Genomic DNA, 20,319 nt, shown 5'->3' with positions numbered 1-20,319 from the left:
ACGAACCGTCAGCGGGGGCGCGAGCCGCCCTTGAGGTTGGCCTTCTTGAGCAGGCTCTCGTACTGGTGCGACATCAGATGCGACTGCACCTGGGCAATGAAATCCATCACCACCACCACCACGATCAGCAGCGACGTGCCACCGAAGTGGAACGAACTGCCGAACTCGGCGCGCATGAACTCCGGCAACAGACAGACCAGCACCAGGTAGCCAGCACCCACCGCAGTCAGCCGGGTCAGCACGCCGTCGATGTAGTCGGCGGTGGCCTTGCCCGGACGGATGCCCGGGATCAGCGCACCGGACTTCTTCAGGTTGTCGGCGGTTTCCTGCGAGTTGAACACCAGTGCGGTGTAGAAGAACGCGAAACCGGCGATCAGACCACCGAACAGCAGCACGTACAGCGGCTCACCGGGCGACATCGCCTGTGCCAAGCGCTGCAGCCAGGTCGCCGATCCGGCCTCACCGAACCAGGTCGAGACCGTCGCCGGGAACATGATGATCGACGAAGCGAAGATCGCCGGGATCACGCCCGCCATGTTGAGCTTGAGCGGCAGGAACGAAGTCTGGTTCATGTACGCGTTGCGACCGCCCTGGCGGCGCGCGTAGTTGACAGTGATCCGACGCTGGCCACGCTCGACGAACACCACGAAGAACGTCGCCGCCAGCACCACCGCCACCAGCAGAATCGCCGCGATCGGGCTCATGTCGCCATTGCGCAGCGACTCGATCGTGCCGAACACCGCACCCGGCAGGCCGGCGACGATGCCCGCGAAGATGATCAGCGACACACCGTTGCCGATACCGCGCTCGGTGACCTGCTCGCCCAGCCAGACCAGGAACATGGTGCCGGCGGTGAGCGCGACGATCGCGGTCAGCACGAAGCCCATGCCCGGCGAATAGACGACCGGGATGCCGTTGTTGGCGCCCGAGCTCTGCAGCGCCACCGCGATACCCGCCGACTGGAAGATCGCCAGCGGGATCGCACCGATGCGCGACCACTGGGTGATGCGGCGCCGGCCCGACTCGCCTTCCTTCTGGATGGCCTTCAGGCTCGGCACCACCTGCACCAGCAGCTGCATGACGATGGACGCGGAGATGTACGGGATCACGTTCAGCGCAAACAGGCTGAAGCGCGACAGCGCACCACCGGAGAACATGTTGAACATGTCCACGATCGTGCCTTCCTGCTGCTCCATCAGCTGCAGCATGGCCTCGGGATTGACGCCCGGGACCGGGATGAAGCACCCGATGCGATAGACGATCAGGGCCCGAGCACGAACAGCAGGCGCTGGCGGAGCTCGGTGAACTTACCGAGCCCGGCGCCAACCCCACCCATTGCGCTGCCGCTCCGCGACATCGGCGATTACTCCTCGACCTTGCCGCCGGCCGCTTCGATCGCCGCACGGGCGCCAGCGGTGGCCAGCAGGCCCTTGAAGGTCAGCGCCTTGCCGATCTCGCCGTTCTTGACGATCTTGGCGCGCTTGGCGGTCGCCGGCACCAGCTTGGCGGCGCGCAGCGCGGCGAAATCGACCGTGCCTTCGAGCTTCTCGAGCTGGTACAGGAAGACTTCGGCGGTGTCGTTCTTCAGGCGCGAACGGAAGCCGACCTTCGGCAAACGCTTGCGCAGCGGCATCTGGCCGCCTTCGAAGCCGGCCTTGATCTTGCCCTTGCCCGAACGTGCAAACGAACCCTTGTGGCCGCGGCCGGCGGTCTTGCCGAGGCCCGAGCCGATACCGCGACCGACGCGGGTGCGCTCGGTGCGGGCGCCCGGTGCGGGCTTGAGAGTGTTGAGCTTCATATCGATTACTCCTCGACCCGGACCAGATAGTGGACCTTGTTGATCAGGCCACGGACCTGCGGGCTGTCCTTCAGTTCGCGCACGTCGTTGAGCTTGTTGAGGCCCAGCGCCTTGACCGACAGACGGTGCTTGGCCTGCGAACCGCGCAGACCCTTCACCAGGCGCACCTTGACGGTGCCGCCAGCGGCTTCGTTCTTAGCCATGGGTGATGTCCTCCAGCTTCTTGCCGCGCTTGGCCGCGATCTGTGCCGGCGAATGCATCTCCGACAGGCCGCGGATCGTCGCGCGCACCAGGTTGATCGGGTTGCGCGAACCCACAGCCTTGGCCAGCACGTCCTTCACGCCAACGGCCTCGAGCACGGCGCGCATCGCGCCACCGGCGATCACGCCGGTACCCTCGGAGGCGGGCTGCATGAACACGTTCGCCGCACCGTGGCGCGACTTGACCGTGTGCCACAGGGTGCTGCCGTTGAGATCGACGGCCTTCTGGTTCTTGCGGGCCTGCTCCATCGACTTCTGGATCGCGACCGGCACTTCGCGCGCCTTACCGTAACCGAAGCCGACCTTGCCGTTGCCGTCGCCGACGACCGTCAGCGCGGTGAACGTGAACTGGCGACCGCCCTTGACGGTCTTGCTGACGCGGTTGACCGTGATCAGCTTCTCGATCATGCCGTCGTCGAGTTCTTCGCGGTCGCGATTACGGTCGCGCCCGCGGTTTTCCCTTTCGTTTGCCATCTTGGATGCCTGTATTGGAGAAATGATGTACGGCTTAGGCCGCTTGGCGTTGTGATCTGGTGCGGTGGAACGCGGACGCGGCGCAGAAGGCCGCGGGCGTCCGGCACATCGCGTGCCGGCGCGTCAGGCGACGCCGCGCACAGGGCGCGGCGCCGACAGCATGAATCAGAACTGCAGGCCGCCTTCGCGCGCAGCGTCAGCCAGCGCCTTGATGCGACCGTGGTAGCGGTAGCCCGAACGGTCGAACGCAACGCGCTCGATGCCCGCAGCCTTGGCCTTCTCGGCGATGGCGCGGCCAACCTTGGCTGCGGCGTCGGCGTTCTTGCCGTTCTTCAGACCTTCGCGGACATCGCTCTGGGTCGTGCTGGCCGAAGCCAGGACCTTCGAGCCGTCCGAATTGAACAGTTGGGCGTAGATGTGCTGACCGGTGCGCAGCACCGACAGGCGCGGCACGCCCAGTTCGCGGATGCGCGCGCGGGTCGATTTGGCACGACGCAGGCGGGCGGTGTTCTTGATGCTCATGATGGTGACCTCGTGGAAGCGGATCGGCCTGGACACAGAAGTCGGGGGTGAGGACTGGGAAACCGCGGCGGTGCAGGCGCGCACCTGACGGTGGCTCGCATGCATCCGGATTTCCCCATCCCGATTCCCGGCCTTTACGCCTTCTTGGCTTCCTTACGGATGATGGTTTCGTCGGAGTACTTCACGCCCTTGCCCTTGTAGGGCTCCGGCGGACGGAATCCGCGGATCTTCGCGGCGACCTGGCCGACCATCTGCTTGTCCGCGCCCTGGACCAGGATCTCGGTCTGGGTGGGAGTGCTGAGGGTGATGCCTTCGGGCGCCTGGAACACGACCGGGTGCGAGAACCCGAGCGAGAGGTTCAGGTCCTTGCCCTGCACTGCGGCACGGTAACCGACGCCGACGAGCTCGAGCTTGCGCTCGAAGCCTTCGGACACGCCGTGGACCATGTTGGCGACGATCGCGCGCAGGGTGCCGGTCAGGGCGATCTGCGACGGGTCAGCGGCCGACAGCAGCGCAGTGCCGTCCTCGACCTTGACCTCGATGGACGCCGGCTTGGCGAGCGACAGGGTGCCCTTCGGGCCCTTGACGCTGACCAGCTCGGGCTGGATGTTGAGTTCGACGCCCTTGGGCAGGGCGATGGGCTTCTTGGCGACGCGGGACATTGTGCGCTTACTCCCTTAGGCCACGAAGCACAGGACTTCACCGCCGACGCCCTGCTGGCGCGCCTGCGCATCGGTCATGATGCCCTTCGACGTGGAGATGATGGCGATGCCGAGCCCATTGAGGACCTTGGGCAGCGCATCCTTGCCGCGGTACTGGCGCAGGCCCGAACGCGAGAAGCGCTGCAGGCGCTCGATCACCGGGCGGCCTTCGTAGTACTTGAGGACGATCTCGAGCTCGGCCTTGGCGCCGTTCTCGGTCACGCGGAAATCGCCGATGTACCCCTCGTCCTTGAGGACGGTGGCAATGGCGACCTTGATCTTGGAGGACGGCATCTTCACCGTCTGCTTGCCAACCGCTGCCGCATTCTTGATGCGGACCAGCATGTCGGCGATGGGATCAGTCATGCTCATGATGATTACCTTCTGAGTGCACCGATATCCGCTTTCGCGAATTCTAGTTTTGAACCGACCGGTGGCCCGGCCGGGGTACAGCGTGAGGGGCGGTATTGTACAGGCCCGGCGCCGGAACGCCAGACCCGTACCCCGCCCGCTCGATTACCAGCTGGCCTTGCGCAGGCCCGGCACGTCACCGCGCATCGTGGCTTCGCGCAGCTTGTTGCGGCCCAGGCCGAACTTGCTGTACACGCCACGCGGACGGCCCGTGAGGGCGCAACGGTTGACCTGACGCGAGGGCGACGAATCGCGCGGCAGCTTCTGCAGCTTGGTCGCGGCCTCGATCTTGTCCTCGTAGCTCGCGGTCTGGCTGCTGATGATCTTCTTCAGCGCCGCACGCTTCTCGGCGTGCTGCTTGGCCAGCTTGGTCCGCTTGACCTCGCGGTTGACCATGGACGTCTTTGCCATGTGCTTTCCTCAGTTGCGGAACGGGAAGCGGAAGGCTTCGAGCAGTGCCTTGGCTTCTTCGTTGGTGCGTGCGGTGGTGGTGATGGCGATATCCATGCCGCGGATCGCGTCGACCTGGTCGAAGTCGATTTCCGGGAAGATGATCTGTTCCTTCACGCCCATGTTGTAGTTGCCGCGGCCGTCGAACGAACGACCCGACACGCCACGGAAGTCGCGCACGCGCGGCAGCGAGACGTTCACCAGACGGTCGAGGAACTCGTACATCCGGTTGCGGCGCAGCGTGACCTTGCAGCCGATCGGCCAGCCGTCGCGGATCTTGAACGAGGCGACCGACACGCGCGACTTGGTCACCAGCGGCTTCTGGCCGCTGATCTTGGCCATGTCGGCGGTGGCGTTCTCGAGGATCTTCTTGTTCGCGGCCGCCTCGCCCACGCCCATGTTGAGCGTGATCTTGGTCAGGCGCGGGACCTGCATGATGTTGTCGTAACCGAACTGCTCCATGAGCTTCGGTACCACTTCATCCTTGTAGAACTGTTCCAGACGGGTCGTCATTTTGAGCATCCTCAGGCGTCGAGCGCCTCACCGCTCGAGCGGAACACGCGCAGCGTGCGTCCATCCTCGAGCTTCTTGGTTCCGATGCGCTCGCCCTTGCCGGTGGCAGGGTTGAACGGCATCACGTTCGAAGCGTGGATCGGAGCTTCGCGCTCGATCACGCCACCGGCCTGGCCGGCTTGCGGATTGGGCTTGGTGTGGCGCTTGACGAGGTTGACGTTGGAGACGACGACCTTGTCGCCGACCACGCGCACCACATCACCGCGCTTGCCCTTGTCCTTGCCGGCGATCACGATGACGTGGTCGCCCTTCTTGATTCGATTGGCCATGTTCGTTCTCTCCGCTCAGAGCACTTCGGGAGCGAGCGACACGATCTTCATGAACTTCTCGGAACGAAGCTCACGGGTCACGGGCCCGAAGATGCGGGTGCCGATCGGCTCCTGCTTGTTATTGAGCAACACCGCGGCGTTGCCATCGAAGCGGATCAGCGAACCGTCGGGACGGCGCACACCCTTGCGGGTACGCACCACGACGGCGTCGTAGACCTCGCCCTTCTTGACCTTGCCGCGCGGAATCGCTTCCTTCACGGACACCTTGATGATGTCGCCGATCGCGGCGTAGCGGCGCTTGGAGCCGCCGAGCACCTTGATGCACATCACTTCCTTGGCACCGCTGTTGTCGGCCACGTCGAGGTGGCTCTGCATCTGGATCATTTCGAGCTCCTCGTTATTCGGCCGCGCGCGCGACGATTTCCGTCACACGCCAGTTCTTGGTCTTGGACATCGGCGCGATCTCGACGACCTTCACCAGATCGCCTTCCTGGCAGGCGTTCTCGGCGTCGTGGGCGTGGAGCTTGGTCGAACGCTTGATGTACTTGCCGTACAGGGCGTGCTTGACCTGACGCTCGACCAGCACCGTGACGGTCTTGTCCATCTTGTTGCTGACCACGCGGCCCTGGACCGTGCGCTGCTTCTTCTCGGTATTCATGGTCGGGTCCTTACTTCTTCTGGCCGATCAGGGTGTTGACGCGCGCAATCTCGCGGCGCACCCGACGGGCTTCGTGCGTCTTGGTCAGCTGACCGGTCGCCTTCTGCATGCGAAGCGAGAAACGCTCCTTGTGCAGCTCGAGCAGATGCGACTGCAGTTCTTCTGCCGACTTCTCGCGGAGTTCCTTGGTCGTAGCCATCAGCGCACCGTCCGGGTCACGAATTGGGTGGTGACCGAAAGCTTGGCGGCAGCCAGGCGGAACGCTTCGCGTGCCACCGTCTCCTCGACGCCCTCGATCTCGTAGATCATGCGGCCGGGCTGGATCTGGGCGACCCAGTACTCCACACCGCCCTTGCCCGAGCCCATTCGGACTTCGATCGGCTTCTTGGTGATCGGCTTGTCCGGGAACACGCGGATCCACATCTTGCCGCCGCGCTTGACGTGACGGCTGATGGTCCGGCGGCCGGCTTCGATCTGACGCGCGGTCAGCTGGCCGGTCGCGGTCGCCCGCAGGCCGTACTCGCCGAAGCTGACGGCGTTGCCGCTCCACGACAGGCCTTCGTTACGGCCCTTGTGCATCTTGCGGTATTTGGTTCGCTTGGGTTGCAGCATGATTAGTCCCTCGCCTCGCGTTCACGACGCGGACCACGGCGCTCGCGGTCTCCGCGGTCACCACGCTCGCCGCGCGGCGTGTCGTCCTGCTTCTCCTGGCCGACCTGGGAGAAATCGAAGATCTCGCCCTTGTAGATCCAGGTCTTGATACCGATGATCCCGTAGGTCGTCTTGGCCTCGGCGAAGCCGTAGTCGACGTCGGCGCGCAGCGTGTGCAGCGGCACGCGACCTTCGCGGTACCACTCCGAACGTGCGATCTCGGCGCCGTTGAGGCGACCGGCGACGTTGACCTTGATGCCCAGTGCGCCCAGGCGCATCGCATTGCCGACCGCACGCTTCATCGCACGGCGGAACATGATGCGGCGCTCGAGCTGCTGCGCGATCGACTCGGCGACCAGCTGCGCGTCGAGCTCCGGCTTGCGGACCTCGGTCACGTTGATGTGCGCCGGAACGCCCATCATCTGGCTCACGTCCTTACGCAGCTTCTCGATGTCCTCGCCGCGCTTGCCGATCACCACGCCCGGGCGGGCGGTGTGGATCGTCACACGCGCGGTCTTGGCCGGACGCTCGATCAGGATCTTGCTGATGCCGGCCTGCGCCAGGCGCTTGCGCAGCATCTCGCGGACCTTGAGGTCAGCGGCCAGGTACTCGGCGTATTCCTTCTTGCCGGCGTACCACTTGGAGTTCCAGTCCTTGGCGATGCCCAGACGGATACCGGTGGGATGAACTTTATGACCCATTTACTTGCCCTCTCCCACGACGACGGTGATGTGGCTGGTGCGCTTGAGGATGCGGGTACCGCGTCCCTTGGCGCGCGCCATGAAGCGCTTCAGCGTCGGACCTTCGTCGACCGTGATGGTGGCGATCTTCAGCTCGTCGACATCGGCGCCGGCGTTGTTCTCGGCGTTGGCGATGGCCGATTCGACGACCTTCTTGATCAGGTGCGCGGCCTTCTTGTCCGAGAACTTCAGCAGACCGACGGCGCGCTCGACCGGCAGACCGCGGACCTGGTCGGCGACCAGGCGGGCCTTCTGGGGCGAGATGCGCGCGGTCCGCAGGATCGCGGTGCGCTTGTTGACCTCGGTGCGAGCGCGCTTCTGCTCTTCGAGGCGGGCTTTCGTTGCCTTGTCCATTGTGCGCTCCTTACCTGCCCGACTTCTTGTCGCCGCCGTGACCCTTGAACGTCCGGGTCAGGGCGAACTCGCCGAGCTTGTGGCCAACCATGTTCTCGTTGACGAGCACCGGAATGTGGTTCTTGCCGTTGTGGATGGCGATCGTGAAGCCGACCATTTCCGGCAGGACCATCGAGCGGCGCGACCAGGTCTTGATCGGCTTCTTGGTGTTGGTGCCGGCGGCCTCGACCTTCTTGATGAGGTGGTGGTCGACGAACGGACCCTTCTTGAGTGAACGTGCCATGGTCTATCAGCTCCTACGGTCGCGCACGATGAACTGCTGCGTCCGCTTGTTATGGCGGGTCTTGTAACCCTTGGTCGGCACGCCCCACGGGGTGACCGGGTGCGGGTTGCCTTGTCCGGCGCGGGCCTCACCACCGCCGTGCGGATGGTCGACCGGGTTCATCGCCGCACCGCGGACGGTGGGCTTGACGCCGCGCCAGCGCTTGGCGCCGGCCTTGCCGAGCTTCTCGAGGCTGTGCTCGTCGTTGCTGACCTCGCCGATCGTGGCGCGGCACTCCGACGGCACGCGACGCACTTCGCCCGAACGCAGACGCACGGTGGCGTAGACGCCTTCGCGCGCGATCAGCTGGACGGCGGCGCCGGCGGCACGCGCGATCTGCGCGCCCTTGCCCGGCTTCATCTCGATGCAGTGGATCGTCGAACCGACCGGGATGTTGCGCAGCGGCAGCGTGTTGCCGGTCTTGATCGGCGCATCGGAACCCGCGATCACCTGGTCGCCGGCCTTCAGGCCCTTGGGGGCGATGATGTAGCGGCGCTCACCGTCGACATACACCAGCAGCGCGATGTGCGCGGTGCGGTTGGGGTCGTACTCGATACGCTCCACGCGCGCCGGAATGCCTTCCTTGTCGCGCTTGAAGTCGACGATGCGGTAGTGCTGCTTGTGACCGCCGCCGATGTGGCGCGTGGTGATCCGGCCGTGGTGGTTGCGACCACCCGACTTGCTCTTCTTCTCGACCAGCGCGGCATGCGGCGCACCCTTGTGCAGCTCGGGGTGCACGACGCGGACCGCGGAGCGGCGACCGGCGGACGTGGGCTTGAATTTCATCAATGGCATCGGGGCTTCCTCAGACCTTCGCGTTCATGACGTCGATCGACTGGCCGTCGGCCAGCTTCACGTAGGCCTTGCGCCAGTCGCCGCGGCTGCCCTGACGCTGACGGAAGGACTTGTTCTTGCCCTTCACGTTGACGACGTTGACCGCCTCGACCTTGACGTCGAACAGCTTCTCGACCGCGGCCTTGATGTCGGCCTTGGTGGCGACCGTCGACACTTCGAACGCGTACTGGTTGGACAGTTCCTGCAGGCGCGCGGTCTTCTCGGACACGCGCGGCGCACGGATCACTTCATAGAGCTTGGCGTCGTTCATGCCAGCCACTCCTCGATCTTCTTCACCGCATCGGTGGTGATCAGCACGGAATCGGCGCCGACCAGCGCGACCGGATCCAGGCCCTGCACGTCGCGGATCTCGACGTACGGCAGGTTGCGTGCCGACAGGTACAGGTGCTCGGACGCGTCTTCGGTCACGATCAGCGGACGCTTGCCCAGATCGAATTCCTTGAGCTTGGCGACCATGCCGCTGGTCTTGGTCTCGGTCAGGTCGAACGCCTCGACGATCGTCAGACGGCCCTGGCGGTTGAGTTCGGACAGGATCGCCGACATCGCCGCGCGGTACATCTTGCGGTTGACCTTCTGCTCGAAGCTGCGCGGCTTGGCCGCGAAGGTCACGCCACCGCCGACGAAGATCGGAGCGGTCAGGGCGCCGTGACGTGCACCGCCACCCTTCTGCTTCTTCGACTTCTTGGTCGTGCCGTTGACTTCCGAACGGGTCTTCTGGGCCTTGGTACCGGCGCGGCCGGCGTTGCGATAGGCGACGACGACCTGGTGGACCAGATCCTCGCTGAAATCGCGGCCGAACACGGCGTCGGAGACCGACAGCTTGCTGCTGCTGTTGTTGATTGCGAGTTCCATCGTGCTACTCCTTATGCCTTGCTCGACGGACGCACGATCACGTCGCCGCCCGGCGCGCCCGGCACGGCGCCCTTGACCGCGATCAGGCCGCGCTCGGCGTCGACCTTGACGATCTGCAGGCGCTGCGTGGTCTGCTGATCGGCGCCCATGTGGCCGGACATCTTCTTGCCCGGGAACACGCGGCCCGGCGTCTGGCGCTGACCCAGCGAACCGGGCTGGCGGTGCGACAGCGAGTTACCGTGCGTCGCGTCGCCCATCTTGAAGTTCCAGCGCTTGATCGTGCCCTGGAAGCCCTTGCCCTTGGTGACGCCCTGGACGTCGACGAGCTGGCCCACTTCGAAGATGTCGGCGCGGATTTCGCCGCCAACGCTGAAGTCGGCGATCTTGTCGTCGGCCACGCGCAGTTCCCACAGGCCACGACCGGCTTCGACCTTCGCCTTGGCGAGGTGACCGGTTTCGGGCTTGTTGACCAGCACGGCACGCTTGCTGCCGGCGGTGACCTGCACGGCGCTGTAGCCGTCGGTCTCGGGGGTCTTCACCTGGGTGATACGGTTGGGGGTGGCTTCGATCAGCGTCACCGGCACGGACTTGCCGTCTTCGGTGAACACGCGGCTCATGCCGGCCTTGCGGCCGACGATGCCCAACGAATGAATCTTCGCGGTCATGGTGGCGGCCCTCAGGTCAGCTTGATCTGGACGTCGACGCCAGCCGCGAGCTCGAGCTTCATCAGCGCGTCCACGGTCTTGTCGTTGGGGTCGACGATGTCGAGCACGCGCTTGTGCGTGCGGGTCTCGTACTGGTCACGCGCATCCTTGTCGACGTGCGGCGACGTCAGGATGGTGTAACGCTCGATCTTGGTCGGCAGCGGGATGGGGCCGCGCACTTGGGCGCCCGTCCGCTTGGCGGTTTCGACGATCTCGCTGGCCGAACGGTCGATCAGACGATGATCGAACGCCTTGAGGCGGATCCGGATCTTTTGGTCCGTCATGACGGAAATATCCTTCGTTAAAAGAGCGACGGGCCCGCGGCTGGGTGCGCGGAACCCCTGTGAAATCGTGGCTGGCCGGAGCATTCACCCGCGCCCCGGGGCCTTTCCCTGGAAAAACGAAAGGCAGACCGGTTGCCCGATCCGCCCAGACCTGGAATTGCAGACGCAATGACCCGCTCCATCCCATCGTGCTCCGAAGACCTTCGGAACGGGTGGAGCGCAGCCTCGCGACATTTCCGTGTCTGGCGAAGACGAGGGCATCCTGCACCTCATTTCGCGATTTCGCGGGCAGCCTTGAATCGACCAACCCGCGAGGGTCTTGCATTCTAGCGGGTCCCGCTGGGCCAGCGCAAGCCCTGCCCTGCGGAAAAGCGAGCGGACCGGCAGGACCGGTCCGCTCGCTGGTACCACCGCCCCGACACGCGAAAGCGCGCGAGCCGTGGGATTACTTGATGATCTTGGCCACCACGCCGGCGCCGACGGTCCGGCCGCCTTCGCGGATCGCGAAGCGCAGGCCTTCGTCCATCGCCACCGGGTTGATCAGCGTGACCACCATCTTCACGTTGTCGCCCGGCATCACCATCTCGGTGCCTTCCGGCAGCTCGACCGCACCGGTGATGTCGGTGGTGCGGAAGTAGAACTGCGGACGATAGCCCTTGAAGAACGGCGTGTGACGACCACCCTCATCCTTCGACAGCACGTAGACCTCGGCCTCGAAGTCGGTGTGCGGCTTGATCGAACCCGGCTTGGCCAGCACCTGGCCACGCTCGACGTCGTCACGCTTGGTGCCGCGCAGCAGCAGACCGGCGTTGTCGCCCGCCTGACCCTGATCGAGCAGCTTGCGGAACATTTCCACGCCCGTGACGGTCGTCTTCTGCACCGGACGGATACCGACGATTTCGATTTCGTCGCCGACCTTGATGATGCCGCGCTCGATACGCCCCGTGACCACCGTGCCGCGACCCGAGATCGAGAACACGTCCTCGACCGGCATCAGGAACGCCTTGTCGATGTCGCGCTCCGGCTCCGGAATCCAGGTGTCCAGCGCGTCGACCAGCTTCAGGATCGCAGGCACGCCGATCTCCGACTGGTCGCCTTCCAGCGCCAGGCGCGCCGAACCCGAGATGATCGGGGTGTCGTCGCCCGGGAACTCGTACTTGCTCAGCAGCTCGCGCACTTCCATCTCGACCAGCTCGAGCAGCTCGGCGTCGTCCACCATGTCGGCCTTGTTCAGGAACACGACGATGTACGGCACGCCGACCTGACGCGACAGCAGGATGTGCTCGCGCGTCTGCGGCATCGGGCCGTCAGCGGCCGAGCACACCAGGATCGCGCCGTCCATCTGCGCCGCGCCGGTGATCATGTTCTTGACGTAGTCCGCGTGGCCCGGGCAGTCGACGTGCGCGTAGTGGCGCGTCGGGCTCTCGTATTCCACGTGCGCGGTCGAGATCGTGATGCCGCGCGCCTTCTCTTCCGGCGCCGCGTCGATCGCGTCGTAGGCCTTGAACTCGCCGCCGAAACGCTCGGCGCCGATCTTCGTCAGCGCCGCCGTCAGCGTCGTCTTGCCATGGTCGACGTGACCGATCGTGCCGACATTGACGTGCGGCTTGGTGCGCTCGAACTTACCCTTTGCCATCGTAATAACTCCGTAATTCGTGATTGGTGATTGGTGATCGGTGAAAAGCGGGACCCGTGTTCTTTCAAATCACGGATCCCGCGTCACGAATCACGCTTACTTCTTGGTGACGGTCTCGGCGATGTTCGCCGGCGCTTCCGCGTAGTGGTCGAACTCCATCGTGAAGGTCGCGCGACCCTGCGACATCGAACGCAGCTGCGTGGCATAACCGAACATCTCGCCCAGCGGGATCATCGCGTTGATGATCTTGCCCGACGGGCTGTCGTCCTGGCCCTGCAGGATGCCGCGACGGCGGCTGACGTCGCCCATCACGTCGCCCAGGTAGTCCTCGGGGCTGACGACCTCGACCTTCATGATCGGCTCGAGCAGCACCGGGCTGGCCTTGTTGAAGCCTTCCTTGAAGCCCATCGAGCCGGCGATCTTGAACGCCATTTCCGACGAGTCGACTTCATGGTAGGAGCCGTCGACCAGACGGACCTTGACGTCCACGATCGGGTAGCCGGCCATGATGCCGTTGGCCAGCACTTCCTGGATGCCCTTGTCGACCGCCGGGATGTACTCCTTGGGCACGACGCCGCCGACGATGGCGTTCTCGAACTCGTAGCCGGTGCCCGGCTCCTGCGGCGAGATCTCCAGCCACACGTGACCGAACTGGCCCTTACCGCCCGACTGGCGCACGAACTTGCCTTCGGACTTCACCGACTTGCGGATCGTCTCGCGGTAGGCCACCTGCGGCTTGCCGACGTTGGCCTCCACGTTGAACTCGCGCTTCATGCGGTCGACGATGATGTCCAGATGCAGCTCGCCCATGCCCGAGATGATCGTCTGGCCCGATTCTTCGTCGGTGCGCACGCGGAAGGACGGATCCTCCTGCGCCAGGCGACCGAGCGCCAGACCCATCTTCTCCTGGTCGGACTTGGTCTTGGGCTCGACCGCCATCGAGATCACCGGCTCGGGGAAGCTCATGCGCTCGAGCACGATCGGCGCGTCCTGCGCGCACAGCGTGTCGCCGGTGGTGACGTCCTTCAGACCCACCGCCGCAGCGATGTCGCCGGCCAGCACTTCCTTGATCTCTTCGCGGTTATTGGAGTGCATCTGCAGCAGACGGCCGATGCGCTCCTTCTTGCCCTTGACCGAGTTGTAGACCTGGTCACCGGCGTTGAGCGTGCCCGAGTAGACGCGGAAGAACGTCAGCGAACCCACGAACGGGTCGGTCATGATCTTGAACGCCAGCGCCGAGAACGGGGCCTTGTCGCTCGACTCGCGCGACAGCTCCTTGGTCTCGTCGTCGACATCCACGCCCTTGACCGCCGGCACGTCGACCGGCGACGGCAGCAGCTTGATGACGCCGTCGAGCATCGCCTGGACGCCCTTGTTCTTGAACGCCGTACCGCAGAACATCGGCACGATCTCGGTCTTGAGCGTACGCTCGCGCAGGCCGTTGACGATCTCGTCCTCGGACAGCTCACCGCTCTCCAGGTACTTGTCCATCAGCTCTTCGCTGGCCTCGGCGGCCGACTCGACCATGAAGGCACGCGCCTCTTCGGCCTGCGCCTGCAGCTCGGCCGGGATGTCGCGGTACTCGAAGTTGAGCCCCTGGGACGCGGTGTCCCAGTGGATCGCCTTCATCTTCAGCAGGTCGACCACGCCCTCGAAGCCATCCTCGGCACCGATCGGCACCTGCATCGGCACCGGCACCGCACCCAGGCGCGCCTTCAGCTGGTCGCGAACCTTGAGGAAGTTCGCGCCCGTGCGGTCCATCTTGTTGACGAACGCGATGCGCGGCACGTGGTACTTGTTGGCCTGGCGCCACACCGTCTCCGACTGCGGCTGCACGCCACCGACCGCACACAGCACGAACACCGCGCCGTCGAGCACGCGCAGGCTGCGCTCGACCTCGATCGTGAAGTCGACGTGTCCGGGGGTGTCGATGATGTTGAAGCGGTGCTCGGGGAAGGACTTGTCCATCCCCTTCCAGAACGCGGTGGTGGCTGCGGACTGGATCGTGATGCCACGCTCCTGCTCCTGCTCCATCCAGTCCATGGTCGCGGCGCCGTCGTGCACCTCGCCGATCTTGTGGCTCTTGCCCGTATAGAACAGGATGCGCTCGGAAGTGGTCGTCTTGCCGGCATCGATGTGAGCCATGATGCCGAAGTTGCGGTAGCGTTCGATGGGAGTCGTGCGAGCCACGTCAGTATTCTCGTTTGGATGGAAGGACCCGACAGAGCCTGGGCGCCTTCGCGATGAAATCGCTTGAATGGACGAATGCCGCCTTGCGGCGGCTTGTCGGTCCTGCGTGCGGTCGATGACCGCCTGGAGGCACCTGAAATGGTGCCAGCGGGCCCCGGGTTCAACCGGAGCCCGCGGGTCCGCTTACCAGCGGTAGTGCGCGAACGCCTTGTTGGCGTCGGCCATGCGGTGGGTCTCTTCACGCTTCTTGATCGCGCCGCCCCGGTTCTCGGAGGCGTCGATCAGCTCGGCGGCGAGCTTGCGCGGCATGCTGTTCTCGCCGCGCTTGCGCGCCGACTCGATCAGCCAGCGCATCGCCAGCGCCATACGGCGCGAGGCGCGCACTTCGACCGGCACCTGGTAGGTCGCGCCGCCGACGCGGCGGGACTTGACCTCGACGGCCGGCGAAACGTTGCCCAGCGCCTTCTCGACCAGCTCGAGCGCTTCGGGGTTCTTCTCGCCGATGACGTCCATCGCTCCGTAGACGATCTTTTCGGCGACCGACTTCTTGCCGCTCTTCATGACCATGTTGATGAAGCGGGCGATCGTCTCGCTGCCGTGCTTCGGGTCGGGCAGCACCGAGCGCTGCGGGGTGTTTCCTTTACGCGACATTCTCTAATCCTCAGCCCTTCGGACGCTTTGCGCCGTACTTCGAACGTGCCTGCTTGCGCTTCGCGACGCCGGCAGCGTCGAGCGAACCGCGAACGGTGTGGTAACGCACACCCGGCAGATCCTTGACGCGACCGCCGCGGATCAGCACCACCGAGTGCTCCTGCAGGTTGTGGCCTTCGCCGCCGATGTACGAGATGACCTCGTAGCCATTGGTCAGGCGGACCTTGGCGACCTTGCGCAGCGCCGAGTTCGGCTTCTTCGGGGTCGTGGTGTAGACGCGGGTGCAGACGCCACGGCGCTGCGGGCAGTTCGCCAGCGCGGGCGAAGTGCTCTTGTAGGTTTCGGGGCTGCGCGACTTCCGCACCAGCTGGTTGATCGTTGCCATCAGTCTCTGGTCTGTGGATCGGGCCTGGGCCCGGTGAAAACGAAGGCAGACGGAACGTGCCGTCTGCCAGACGAAAAAGTATAGCCCGCGCTGACGCAACGCGTCAACGCAAGCTCTACTGCCGCCGGCCGCCCACAGGGTCGACCCGGCCTACAACGCGTCCCGTCCGTCCTGGACCGAATACGAGCCGCGTCCTGCGCCTCATTTCGGAGTCTGGGCGGCCCCGAAGGGCCGCCAAAGGTGGGCTATCTTAGCCTGCGTTCTCGTCGCTGTCAGCCACCTGGGACACCGGAGCGTCCTCAAGCATCACCTGATCGGGCGACAGCGCCACCGGCGCCGCCGTCTCGACCACGTCCTCGGCCACCGAACCGCCCGACAGCGTGTCCATCTCGGACTCGGTCAGACCCGACGCCGCCCGGCGGCGCTGGGTGTGGTAGGCCAGGCCGGTACCGGCCGGGATCAGGCGACCGACGATCACGTTCTCCTTGAGACCGCGCAGGCTGTCGCGCGTGCCGCGCACGGCCGCCTCGGTCAGCACACGGGTGGTCTCCTGGAACGAGGCCGCCGAGATGAACGACTCGGTCGCCAGCGAGGCCTTGGTGATGCCCAGCAGGACCGGATCGAACTTGGCCGGCAGCTCGTTGCGTGCGATCAGCTTGGCGTTGTCCTCGATGACGCGCTGGCGCTCGGCCTGCTCACCATGGAGGAAGCGGCTGTCACCGGGATCGGTGATCTCGACCTTGCGCAGCATCTGGCGAACGATCACCTCGATGTGCTTGTCGTTGATCTTCACGCCCTGCAGCCGGTAGACGTCCTGGATTTCCTTGGTCAGGTACGACGCCAGCTCCTCGACGCCCTTCAGGCGCAGGATGTCCTGCGGACTCGGCTCGCCGTCCACCACGGTCTCGCCCTTCTCGACGTGCTCGCCCTCGAACACGATGATCTGGCGGTACTTGGGGATCAGCTCCTCGTGGTCCTCGCCGTCGGCACCCTTGATGATCAGGCGCTGCTTGCCCTTGGTGTCCTTGCCGAAGCTGACGATGCCCGACTTCTCGGCCAGGATCGCCGGGTCCTTCGGCTTGCGGGCCTCGAACAGGTCGGCCACGCGCGGCAGACCACCGGTGATGTCGCGGGTCTTGGACGCTTCCTGCGGCACCTTGGTCACCACGTCGCCCACGCCGACGGCATCGCCGTCCTGCAGGTTGACGATCGAGCGCGGCGGCAGCAGGTACTGCGCCGGCAGGTCGGTGCCCGGGATGTTGAGGTCGTTGCCGGCCTTGTCGACGATCCGCACGATCGGACGCAGGTCCTTGCCCTGCGAGCCGCGGCGCTTGGGATCGGTGATCTCGCGCGACGCCAGACCAGTCAGTTCGTCGGTCTTCTCGATGACGGTGACGCCCTCGACGAAGTCCACGAAGCGGATGAAGCCCGCCACTTCCGACACGATTGGGTGGTTGTGCGGATCCCAGTTGGCGACGGTCTGACCGGCCTTGATCGCATCGCCATCACGGACCGTGATCATCGCGCCGTAAGGCAGCTTGTAGCGCTCGCGCTCGCGGCCGTGGCCGTCGAGCACCGACAGCTCGCCCGAACGCGAGACCGCGACCAGGTTGCCGCTCTCGTGGGTCACGAACTTGAGGTTGTTGAACTTGATCGAGCCGGTGGTCTTGACCGTCACGTTGTCGATGGCGGCCGCACGCGACGCCGCACCACCGATGTGGAACGTGCGCATCGTCAGCTGGGTACCGGGCTCGCCGATCGACTGCGCGGCGACCACGCCCACGGCCTCGCCCTGGTTGACCAGGTGGCCACGGCCCAGGTCGCGGCCATAGCAGCTCGAGCACACGCCGAACGCGCTTTCGCAGGTGATCGTGGAGCGGACCTTGATCGACTGCACACCGGCCTCTTCCAGACGCACGACCCACTGCTCGTCGAGCAGCGTGTTGCGCGTGACGATCGGATCCTCGTCGTTGCCCGGCAGGAACACGTCCTCGGCCACGACACGACCCAGCACGCGGTCGCGCAGCGGCTCGACCACGTCGCCGCCTTCGACGATCGGGGTCATGGTCAGGCCGTCGAGCGTGCCGCAGTCGACTTCGGTGATCACCACGTCCTGGGCCACGTCGACCAGGCGACGGGTCAGGTAACCGGAGTTCGCGGTCTTGAGCGCGGTGTCGGCCAGACCCTTACGGGCACCGTGCGTGGAGTTGAAGTACTCCTGCACGTTCAGGCCTTCGCGGAAGTTCGCGATGATCGGCGTCTCGATGATCGAGCCGTCCGGCTTGGCCATCAGGCCGCGCATACCGGCCAGCTGACGGATCTGCGCCTGGCTACCACGCGCGCCGGAGTCGGCCATGATGTAGAGCGAGTTCATCGACTTCTGCGCGACCGTCTCGCCCTTGGCGTTGGTCACATGGTCGGTGCCGATCGCGTCCATCATCGCCTTGGCGATGCGCTCGTTGGTGCGCGACCAGATGTCGACGACCTTGTTGTAGCGCTCGCCGGCGGTGACCAGACCCGACTGGTACTGCTGCTGGATCTCCAGCACCTCGGTCTCGGCCTCGGCCAGGATGCCCTTCTTCTCGTTGGGGATCGTCATGTCGTTGATGCCGATCGACACGCCGGCACGGGTCGCGTTGCCGAAGCCGGTGTACATCAGCTTGTCGGCGAACACGACCGTGTCCTTGAGCCCCAGACGACGGTAGCAGGCGTTGATCAGCCGGCTGATGTTCTTCTTGTTGAGCTCGACGTTGGCCAGCTCGAACGGCAGGCCGTCGGGCATGATCTCCAGCAGCAGCGCACGACCCACGGTCGTTTCGACGATCGAGGTCACCTTCTCGCGCGAGCCGTCCTCGCCGATCACGGTCTGGTTGATGCGGACACGGATCTTGGCGTGCAGGCCGGCGGCCTTGTTGTCGAACGCGCGACGCACCTCGGCGATGTTGGCGAACACCATGCCCTCGCCCGGGATGTTCTCCAGCGCACGGGTCATGTAGTACAGGCCGAGCACGACGTCCTGCGACGGCACGATGATCGGCTCACCGTTGGCCGGCGAGAGGATGTTGTTGGACGCCATCATCAGCGCACGCGCTTCGAGCTGGGCCTCGAGGCTCAGCGGGACGTGCACGGCCATCTGGTCGCCGTCGAAGTCGGCGTTGAACGCAGTACACACCAGCGGGTGCAGCTGGATCGCCTTGCCTTCGATCAACACCGGCTCGAACGCCTGGATGCCCAGGCGGTGCAGCGTCGGCGCACGGTTGAGCATGACCGGGTGCTCGCGGATGACTTCCTCGAGGATGTCCCAGACTTCCGCCTCTTCGCGCTCGACCAGCTTCTTGGCCGCCTTGATCGTCGTGGCCAGGCCACGGCGCTGCAGCTTGGCGAAGATGAAGGGCTTGAACAGCTCGAGCGCCATCTTCTTCGGCAGGCCGCATTCGTGCAGGCGCAGCGTCGGGCCGACCACGATGACCGAACGGCCCGAGTAGTCGACGCGCTTGCCCAGCAGGTTCTGGCGGAACCGGCCCTGCTTGCCCTTGATCATGTCGGCCAGCGACTTGAGCGGACGCTTGTTGGTGCCGGTGATGGCACGGCCGCGACGGCCGTTGTCCATCAGCGCATCGACCGATTCCTGCAGCATGCGCTTTTCGTTGCGCACGATGATGTCGGGTGCATTGAGTTCGAGCAGGCGACGCAGGCGGTTGTTGCGGTTGATGACGCGGCGGTACAGATCGTTGAGATCCGAGGTCGCGAAGCGGCCGCCGTCCAGCGGCACCAGCGGGCGCAGATCCGGCGGCAGCACCGGCAGCACGGTCATGATCATCCACTCGGGACGGTTGCCCGAATCGATGAACGCCTCGACCAGCTTGATGCGCTTGGTCAAACGCTTGAGCTTGGTCTCCGAGCCGGTCGCGGCGATCTCTTCCTTCAGGCGGGCCATCTCGGCCTGCAGGTCGATCGTGCGCAGCAGGTCGAACACCGCCTCGGCGCCCATCGCGGCGTCGAAGTCGTCGCCGTGCTCCTGGCGCATCTGCAGGAACTGCTCTTCGTTGAGCAGCTGACCGCGCTCGAGCGGGGTCAGGCCCGGCTCGGTGACGACGAACGCCTCGAAGTACAGGATGCGCTCGATGTCGCGCAGGGTCATGTCCAGCATCAGGCCGATGCGCGAGGGCAGCGACTTGAGGAACCAGATATGGGCGACCGGCGAGGCCAGGTCAATGTGGCCCATGCGCTCGCGGCGCACCTTGGCCAGCGTGACCTCGGTGCCGCACTTCTCGCACACCACGCCGCGGTGCTTCATGCGCTTGTACTTGCCGCACAGGCACTCGTAGTCCTTGATCGGACCGAAAATCGCCGCGCAGAACAGGCCGTCGCGCTCGGGCTTGAACGTACGGTAGTTGATCGTCTCGGGCTTCTTCACTTCGCCGAACGACCACGAACGGATCAGGTCGGGCGAGGCCAGCGCGATCTTGATCGCGTCGAAGTCCGGGATCTGGCGCTGCTGGTTGAAGAGGTTGAGCAGGTCTTTCATGTCTTTACTCCGGGAATGGGGAACCTGGGGCGGGATGGATCGTTGTCGCG

The 20,319-nt window shown here is 65.1% G+C and carries 26 protein-coding genes and 1 pseudogene; all 27 read right to left on the bottom strand.

Features of this window, described 5'->3' with window-relative positions:
• Positions 1 to 8: 8 nt before the first annotated feature.
• Positions 9 to 1,357: pseudogene (locus BEN78_11185) on the bottom strand (preprotein translocase subunit SecY).
• A 6-nt stretch (positions 1,358 to 1,363) separates the two neighbouring features.
• A complete protein-coding gene (locus tag BEN78_11180) occupies positions 1,364 to 1,798 on the bottom strand; it encodes a 50S ribosomal protein L15 (GenBank protein ID ASR43852.1) in 435 nt (144 codons plus the stop codon).
• A 5-nt stretch (positions 1,799 to 1,803) separates the two neighbouring features.
• Positions 1,804 to 2,001, bottom strand: coding sequence for a 50S ribosomal protein L30 (locus tag BEN78_11175; protein ASR43851.1), 198 nt, complete (start codon positions 1,999 to 2,001; stop codon positions 1,804 to 1,806).
• Entirely contained in the window at positions 1,994 to 2,533 is a 540-nt protein-coding gene (locus BEN78_11170; protein ASR43850.1) for a 30S ribosomal protein S5, read from the bottom strand. Before BEN78_11170 ends, BEN78_11175 begins: the two co-directional genes overlap by 8 nt.
• Positions 2,534 to 2,698: 165 nt before the next feature.
• Complete coding sequence (locus tag BEN78_11165) at positions 2,699 to 3,055, bottom strand: 50S ribosomal protein L18 (protein ID ASR43849.1); 357 nt, start codon at positions 3,053 to 3,055, stop codon at positions 2,699 to 2,701.
• A 134-nt stretch (positions 3,056 to 3,189) separates the two neighbouring features.
• Positions 3,190 to 3,717 carry a 50S ribosomal protein L6 gene (locus BEN78_11160; GenBank protein ID ASR43848.1) on the bottom strand — a complete coding sequence of 176 codons (528 nt, stop codon included), beginning with the start codon at positions 3,715 to 3,717 and terminating at the stop codon, positions 3,190 to 3,192.
• Positions 3,718 to 3,732: 15 nt separating this feature from the next.
• Complete coding sequence (locus BEN78_11155; protein ID ASR43847.1) at positions 3,733 to 4,128, bottom strand: 30S ribosomal protein S8; 396 nt, start codon at positions 4,126 to 4,128, stop codon at positions 3,733 to 3,735.
• 144 nt (positions 4,129 to 4,272) lie between these two features.
• Positions 4,273 to 4,578 carry a 30S ribosomal protein S14 gene (locus tag BEN78_11150; protein ID ASR43846.1) on the bottom strand — a complete coding sequence of 102 codons (306 nt, stop codon included), beginning with the start codon at positions 4,576 to 4,578 and terminating at the stop codon, positions 4,273 to 4,275.
• Positions 4,579 to 4,587: 9 nt separating this feature from the next.
• Positions 4,588 to 5,130 carry a 50S ribosomal protein L5 gene (locus BEN78_11145; GenBank protein ID ASR45090.1) on the bottom strand — a complete coding sequence of 181 codons (543 nt, stop codon included), beginning with the start codon at positions 5,128 to 5,130 and terminating at the stop codon, positions 4,588 to 4,590.
• An 11-nt stretch (positions 5,131 to 5,141) separates the two neighbouring features.
• Entirely contained in the window at positions 5,142 to 5,459 is a 318-nt protein-coding gene (locus tag BEN78_11140; protein ASR43845.1) for a 50S ribosomal protein L24, read from the bottom strand.
• Between the two features lie 15 nt (positions 5,460 to 5,474).
• Positions 5,475 to 5,843: a 50S ribosomal protein L14 gene (locus BEN78_11135; protein ASR43844.1), complete on the bottom strand. Its 369-nt coding sequence runs from the start codon at positions 5,841 to 5,843 to the stop codon at positions 5,475 to 5,477.
• 13 nt (positions 5,844 to 5,856) lie between these two features.
• On the bottom strand, positions 5,857 to 6,117 hold the full coding sequence (locus BEN78_11130) for a 30S ribosomal protein S17 (GenBank protein ID ASR43843.1): 261 nt from the start codon (positions 6,115 to 6,117) through the stop codon (positions 5,857 to 5,859).
• 10 nt (positions 6,118 to 6,127) lie between these two features.
• Positions 6,128 to 6,316 (bottom strand): 50S ribosomal protein L29, encoded by a 189-nt coding sequence (locus BEN78_11125; protein ID ASR43842.1) that lies wholly within the window; start codon positions 6,314 to 6,316, stop codon positions 6,128 to 6,130.
• Positions 6,316 to 6,729: a 50S ribosomal protein L16 gene (locus BEN78_11120; protein ASR43841.1), complete on the bottom strand. Its 414-nt coding sequence runs from the start codon at positions 6,727 to 6,729 to the stop codon at positions 6,316 to 6,318. The genes BEN78_11125 and BEN78_11120 overlap by 1 nt, the downstream gene beginning before the upstream one ends.
• A gap of 2 nt (positions 6,730 to 6,731) precedes the next feature.
• Positions 6,732 to 7,469 (bottom strand): 30S ribosomal protein S3, encoded by a 738-nt coding sequence (locus BEN78_11115; protein ID ASR43840.1) that lies wholly within the window; start codon positions 7,467 to 7,469, stop codon positions 6,732 to 6,734.
• On the bottom strand, positions 7,470 to 7,862 hold the full coding sequence (locus tag BEN78_11110) for a 50S ribosomal protein L22 (protein ASR43839.1): 393 nt from the start codon (positions 7,860 to 7,862) through the stop codon (positions 7,470 to 7,472). It lies immediately after the preceding gene.
• A 10-nt stretch (positions 7,863 to 7,872) separates the two neighbouring features.
• A complete protein-coding gene (locus BEN78_11105; protein ASR43838.1) occupies positions 7,873 to 8,145 on the bottom strand; it encodes a 30S ribosomal protein S19 in 273 nt (90 codons plus the stop codon).
• A 6-nt stretch (positions 8,146 to 8,151) separates the two neighbouring features.
• Positions 8,152 to 8,979, bottom strand: coding sequence for a 50S ribosomal protein L2 (locus BEN78_11100; protein ASR43837.1), 828 nt, complete (start codon positions 8,977 to 8,979; stop codon positions 8,152 to 8,154).
• 10 nt (positions 8,980 to 8,989) lie between these two features.
• A complete protein-coding gene (locus BEN78_11095; GenBank protein ID ASR43836.1) occupies positions 8,990 to 9,289 on the bottom strand; it encodes a 50S ribosomal protein L23 in 300 nt (99 codons plus the stop codon).
• Entirely contained in the window at positions 9,286 to 9,891 is a 606-nt protein-coding gene (locus BEN78_11090) for a 50S ribosomal protein L4 (protein ID ASR43835.1), read from the bottom strand. The genes BEN78_11095 and BEN78_11090 overlap by 4 nt, the downstream gene beginning before the upstream one ends.
• Before the next feature lie 11 nt (positions 9,892 to 9,902).
• The gene (locus BEN78_11085; GenBank protein ASR43834.1) at positions 9,903 to 10,556 is read right to left on the bottom strand and encodes a 50S ribosomal protein L3; all 654 of its coding nucleotides are present in this window, start codon (positions 10,554 to 10,556) and stop codon (positions 9,903 to 9,905) included.
• 11 nt (positions 10,557 to 10,567) lie between these two features.
• Positions 10,568 to 10,879 (bottom strand): 30S ribosomal protein S10, encoded by a 312-nt coding sequence (locus tag BEN78_11080; protein ASR43833.1) that lies wholly within the window; start codon positions 10,877 to 10,879, stop codon positions 10,568 to 10,570.
• A 445-nt stretch (positions 10,880 to 11,324) separates the two neighbouring features.
• Complete coding sequence (locus tag BEN78_11075; protein ID ASR43832.1) at positions 11,325 to 12,515, bottom strand: translation elongation factor Tu; 1,191 nt, start codon at positions 12,513 to 12,515, stop codon at positions 11,325 to 11,327.
• Between the two features lie 96 nt (positions 12,516 to 12,611).
• Positions 12,612 to 14,705, bottom strand: a complete 2,094-nt coding sequence (locus tag BEN78_11070; protein ID ASR43831.1) for a translation elongation factor G — start codon at positions 14,703 to 14,705, stop codon at positions 12,612 to 12,614.
• A 183-nt stretch (positions 14,706 to 14,888) separates the two neighbouring features.
• Positions 14,889 to 15,356 (bottom strand): 30S ribosomal protein S7, encoded by a 468-nt coding sequence (locus BEN78_11065; protein ASR43830.1) that lies wholly within the window; start codon positions 15,354 to 15,356, stop codon positions 14,889 to 14,891.
• Positions 15,357 to 15,366: 10 nt separating this feature from the next.
• Entirely contained in the window at positions 15,367 to 15,741 is a 375-nt protein-coding gene (locus tag BEN78_11060) for a 30S ribosomal protein S12 (GenBank protein ASR43829.1), read from the bottom strand.
• 250 nt (positions 15,742 to 15,991) lie between these two features.
• A complete protein-coding gene (locus BEN78_11055; protein ID ASR43828.1) occupies positions 15,992 to 20,269 on the bottom strand; it encodes a DNA-directed RNA polymerase subunit beta' in 4,278 nt (1,425 codons plus the stop codon).
• Positions 20,270 to 20,319 lie beyond the last annotated feature (50 nt).

The organism is Xanthomonas citri pv. mangiferaeindicae (genome assembly GCA_002240395.1).
Taxonomy (GTDB): Bacteria; Pseudomonadota; Gammaproteobacteria; order Xanthomonadales; family Xanthomonadaceae; genus Luteimonas; species Luteimonas citri_A.
This window is presented reverse-complemented; position numbering and strand designations above follow the sequence as displayed.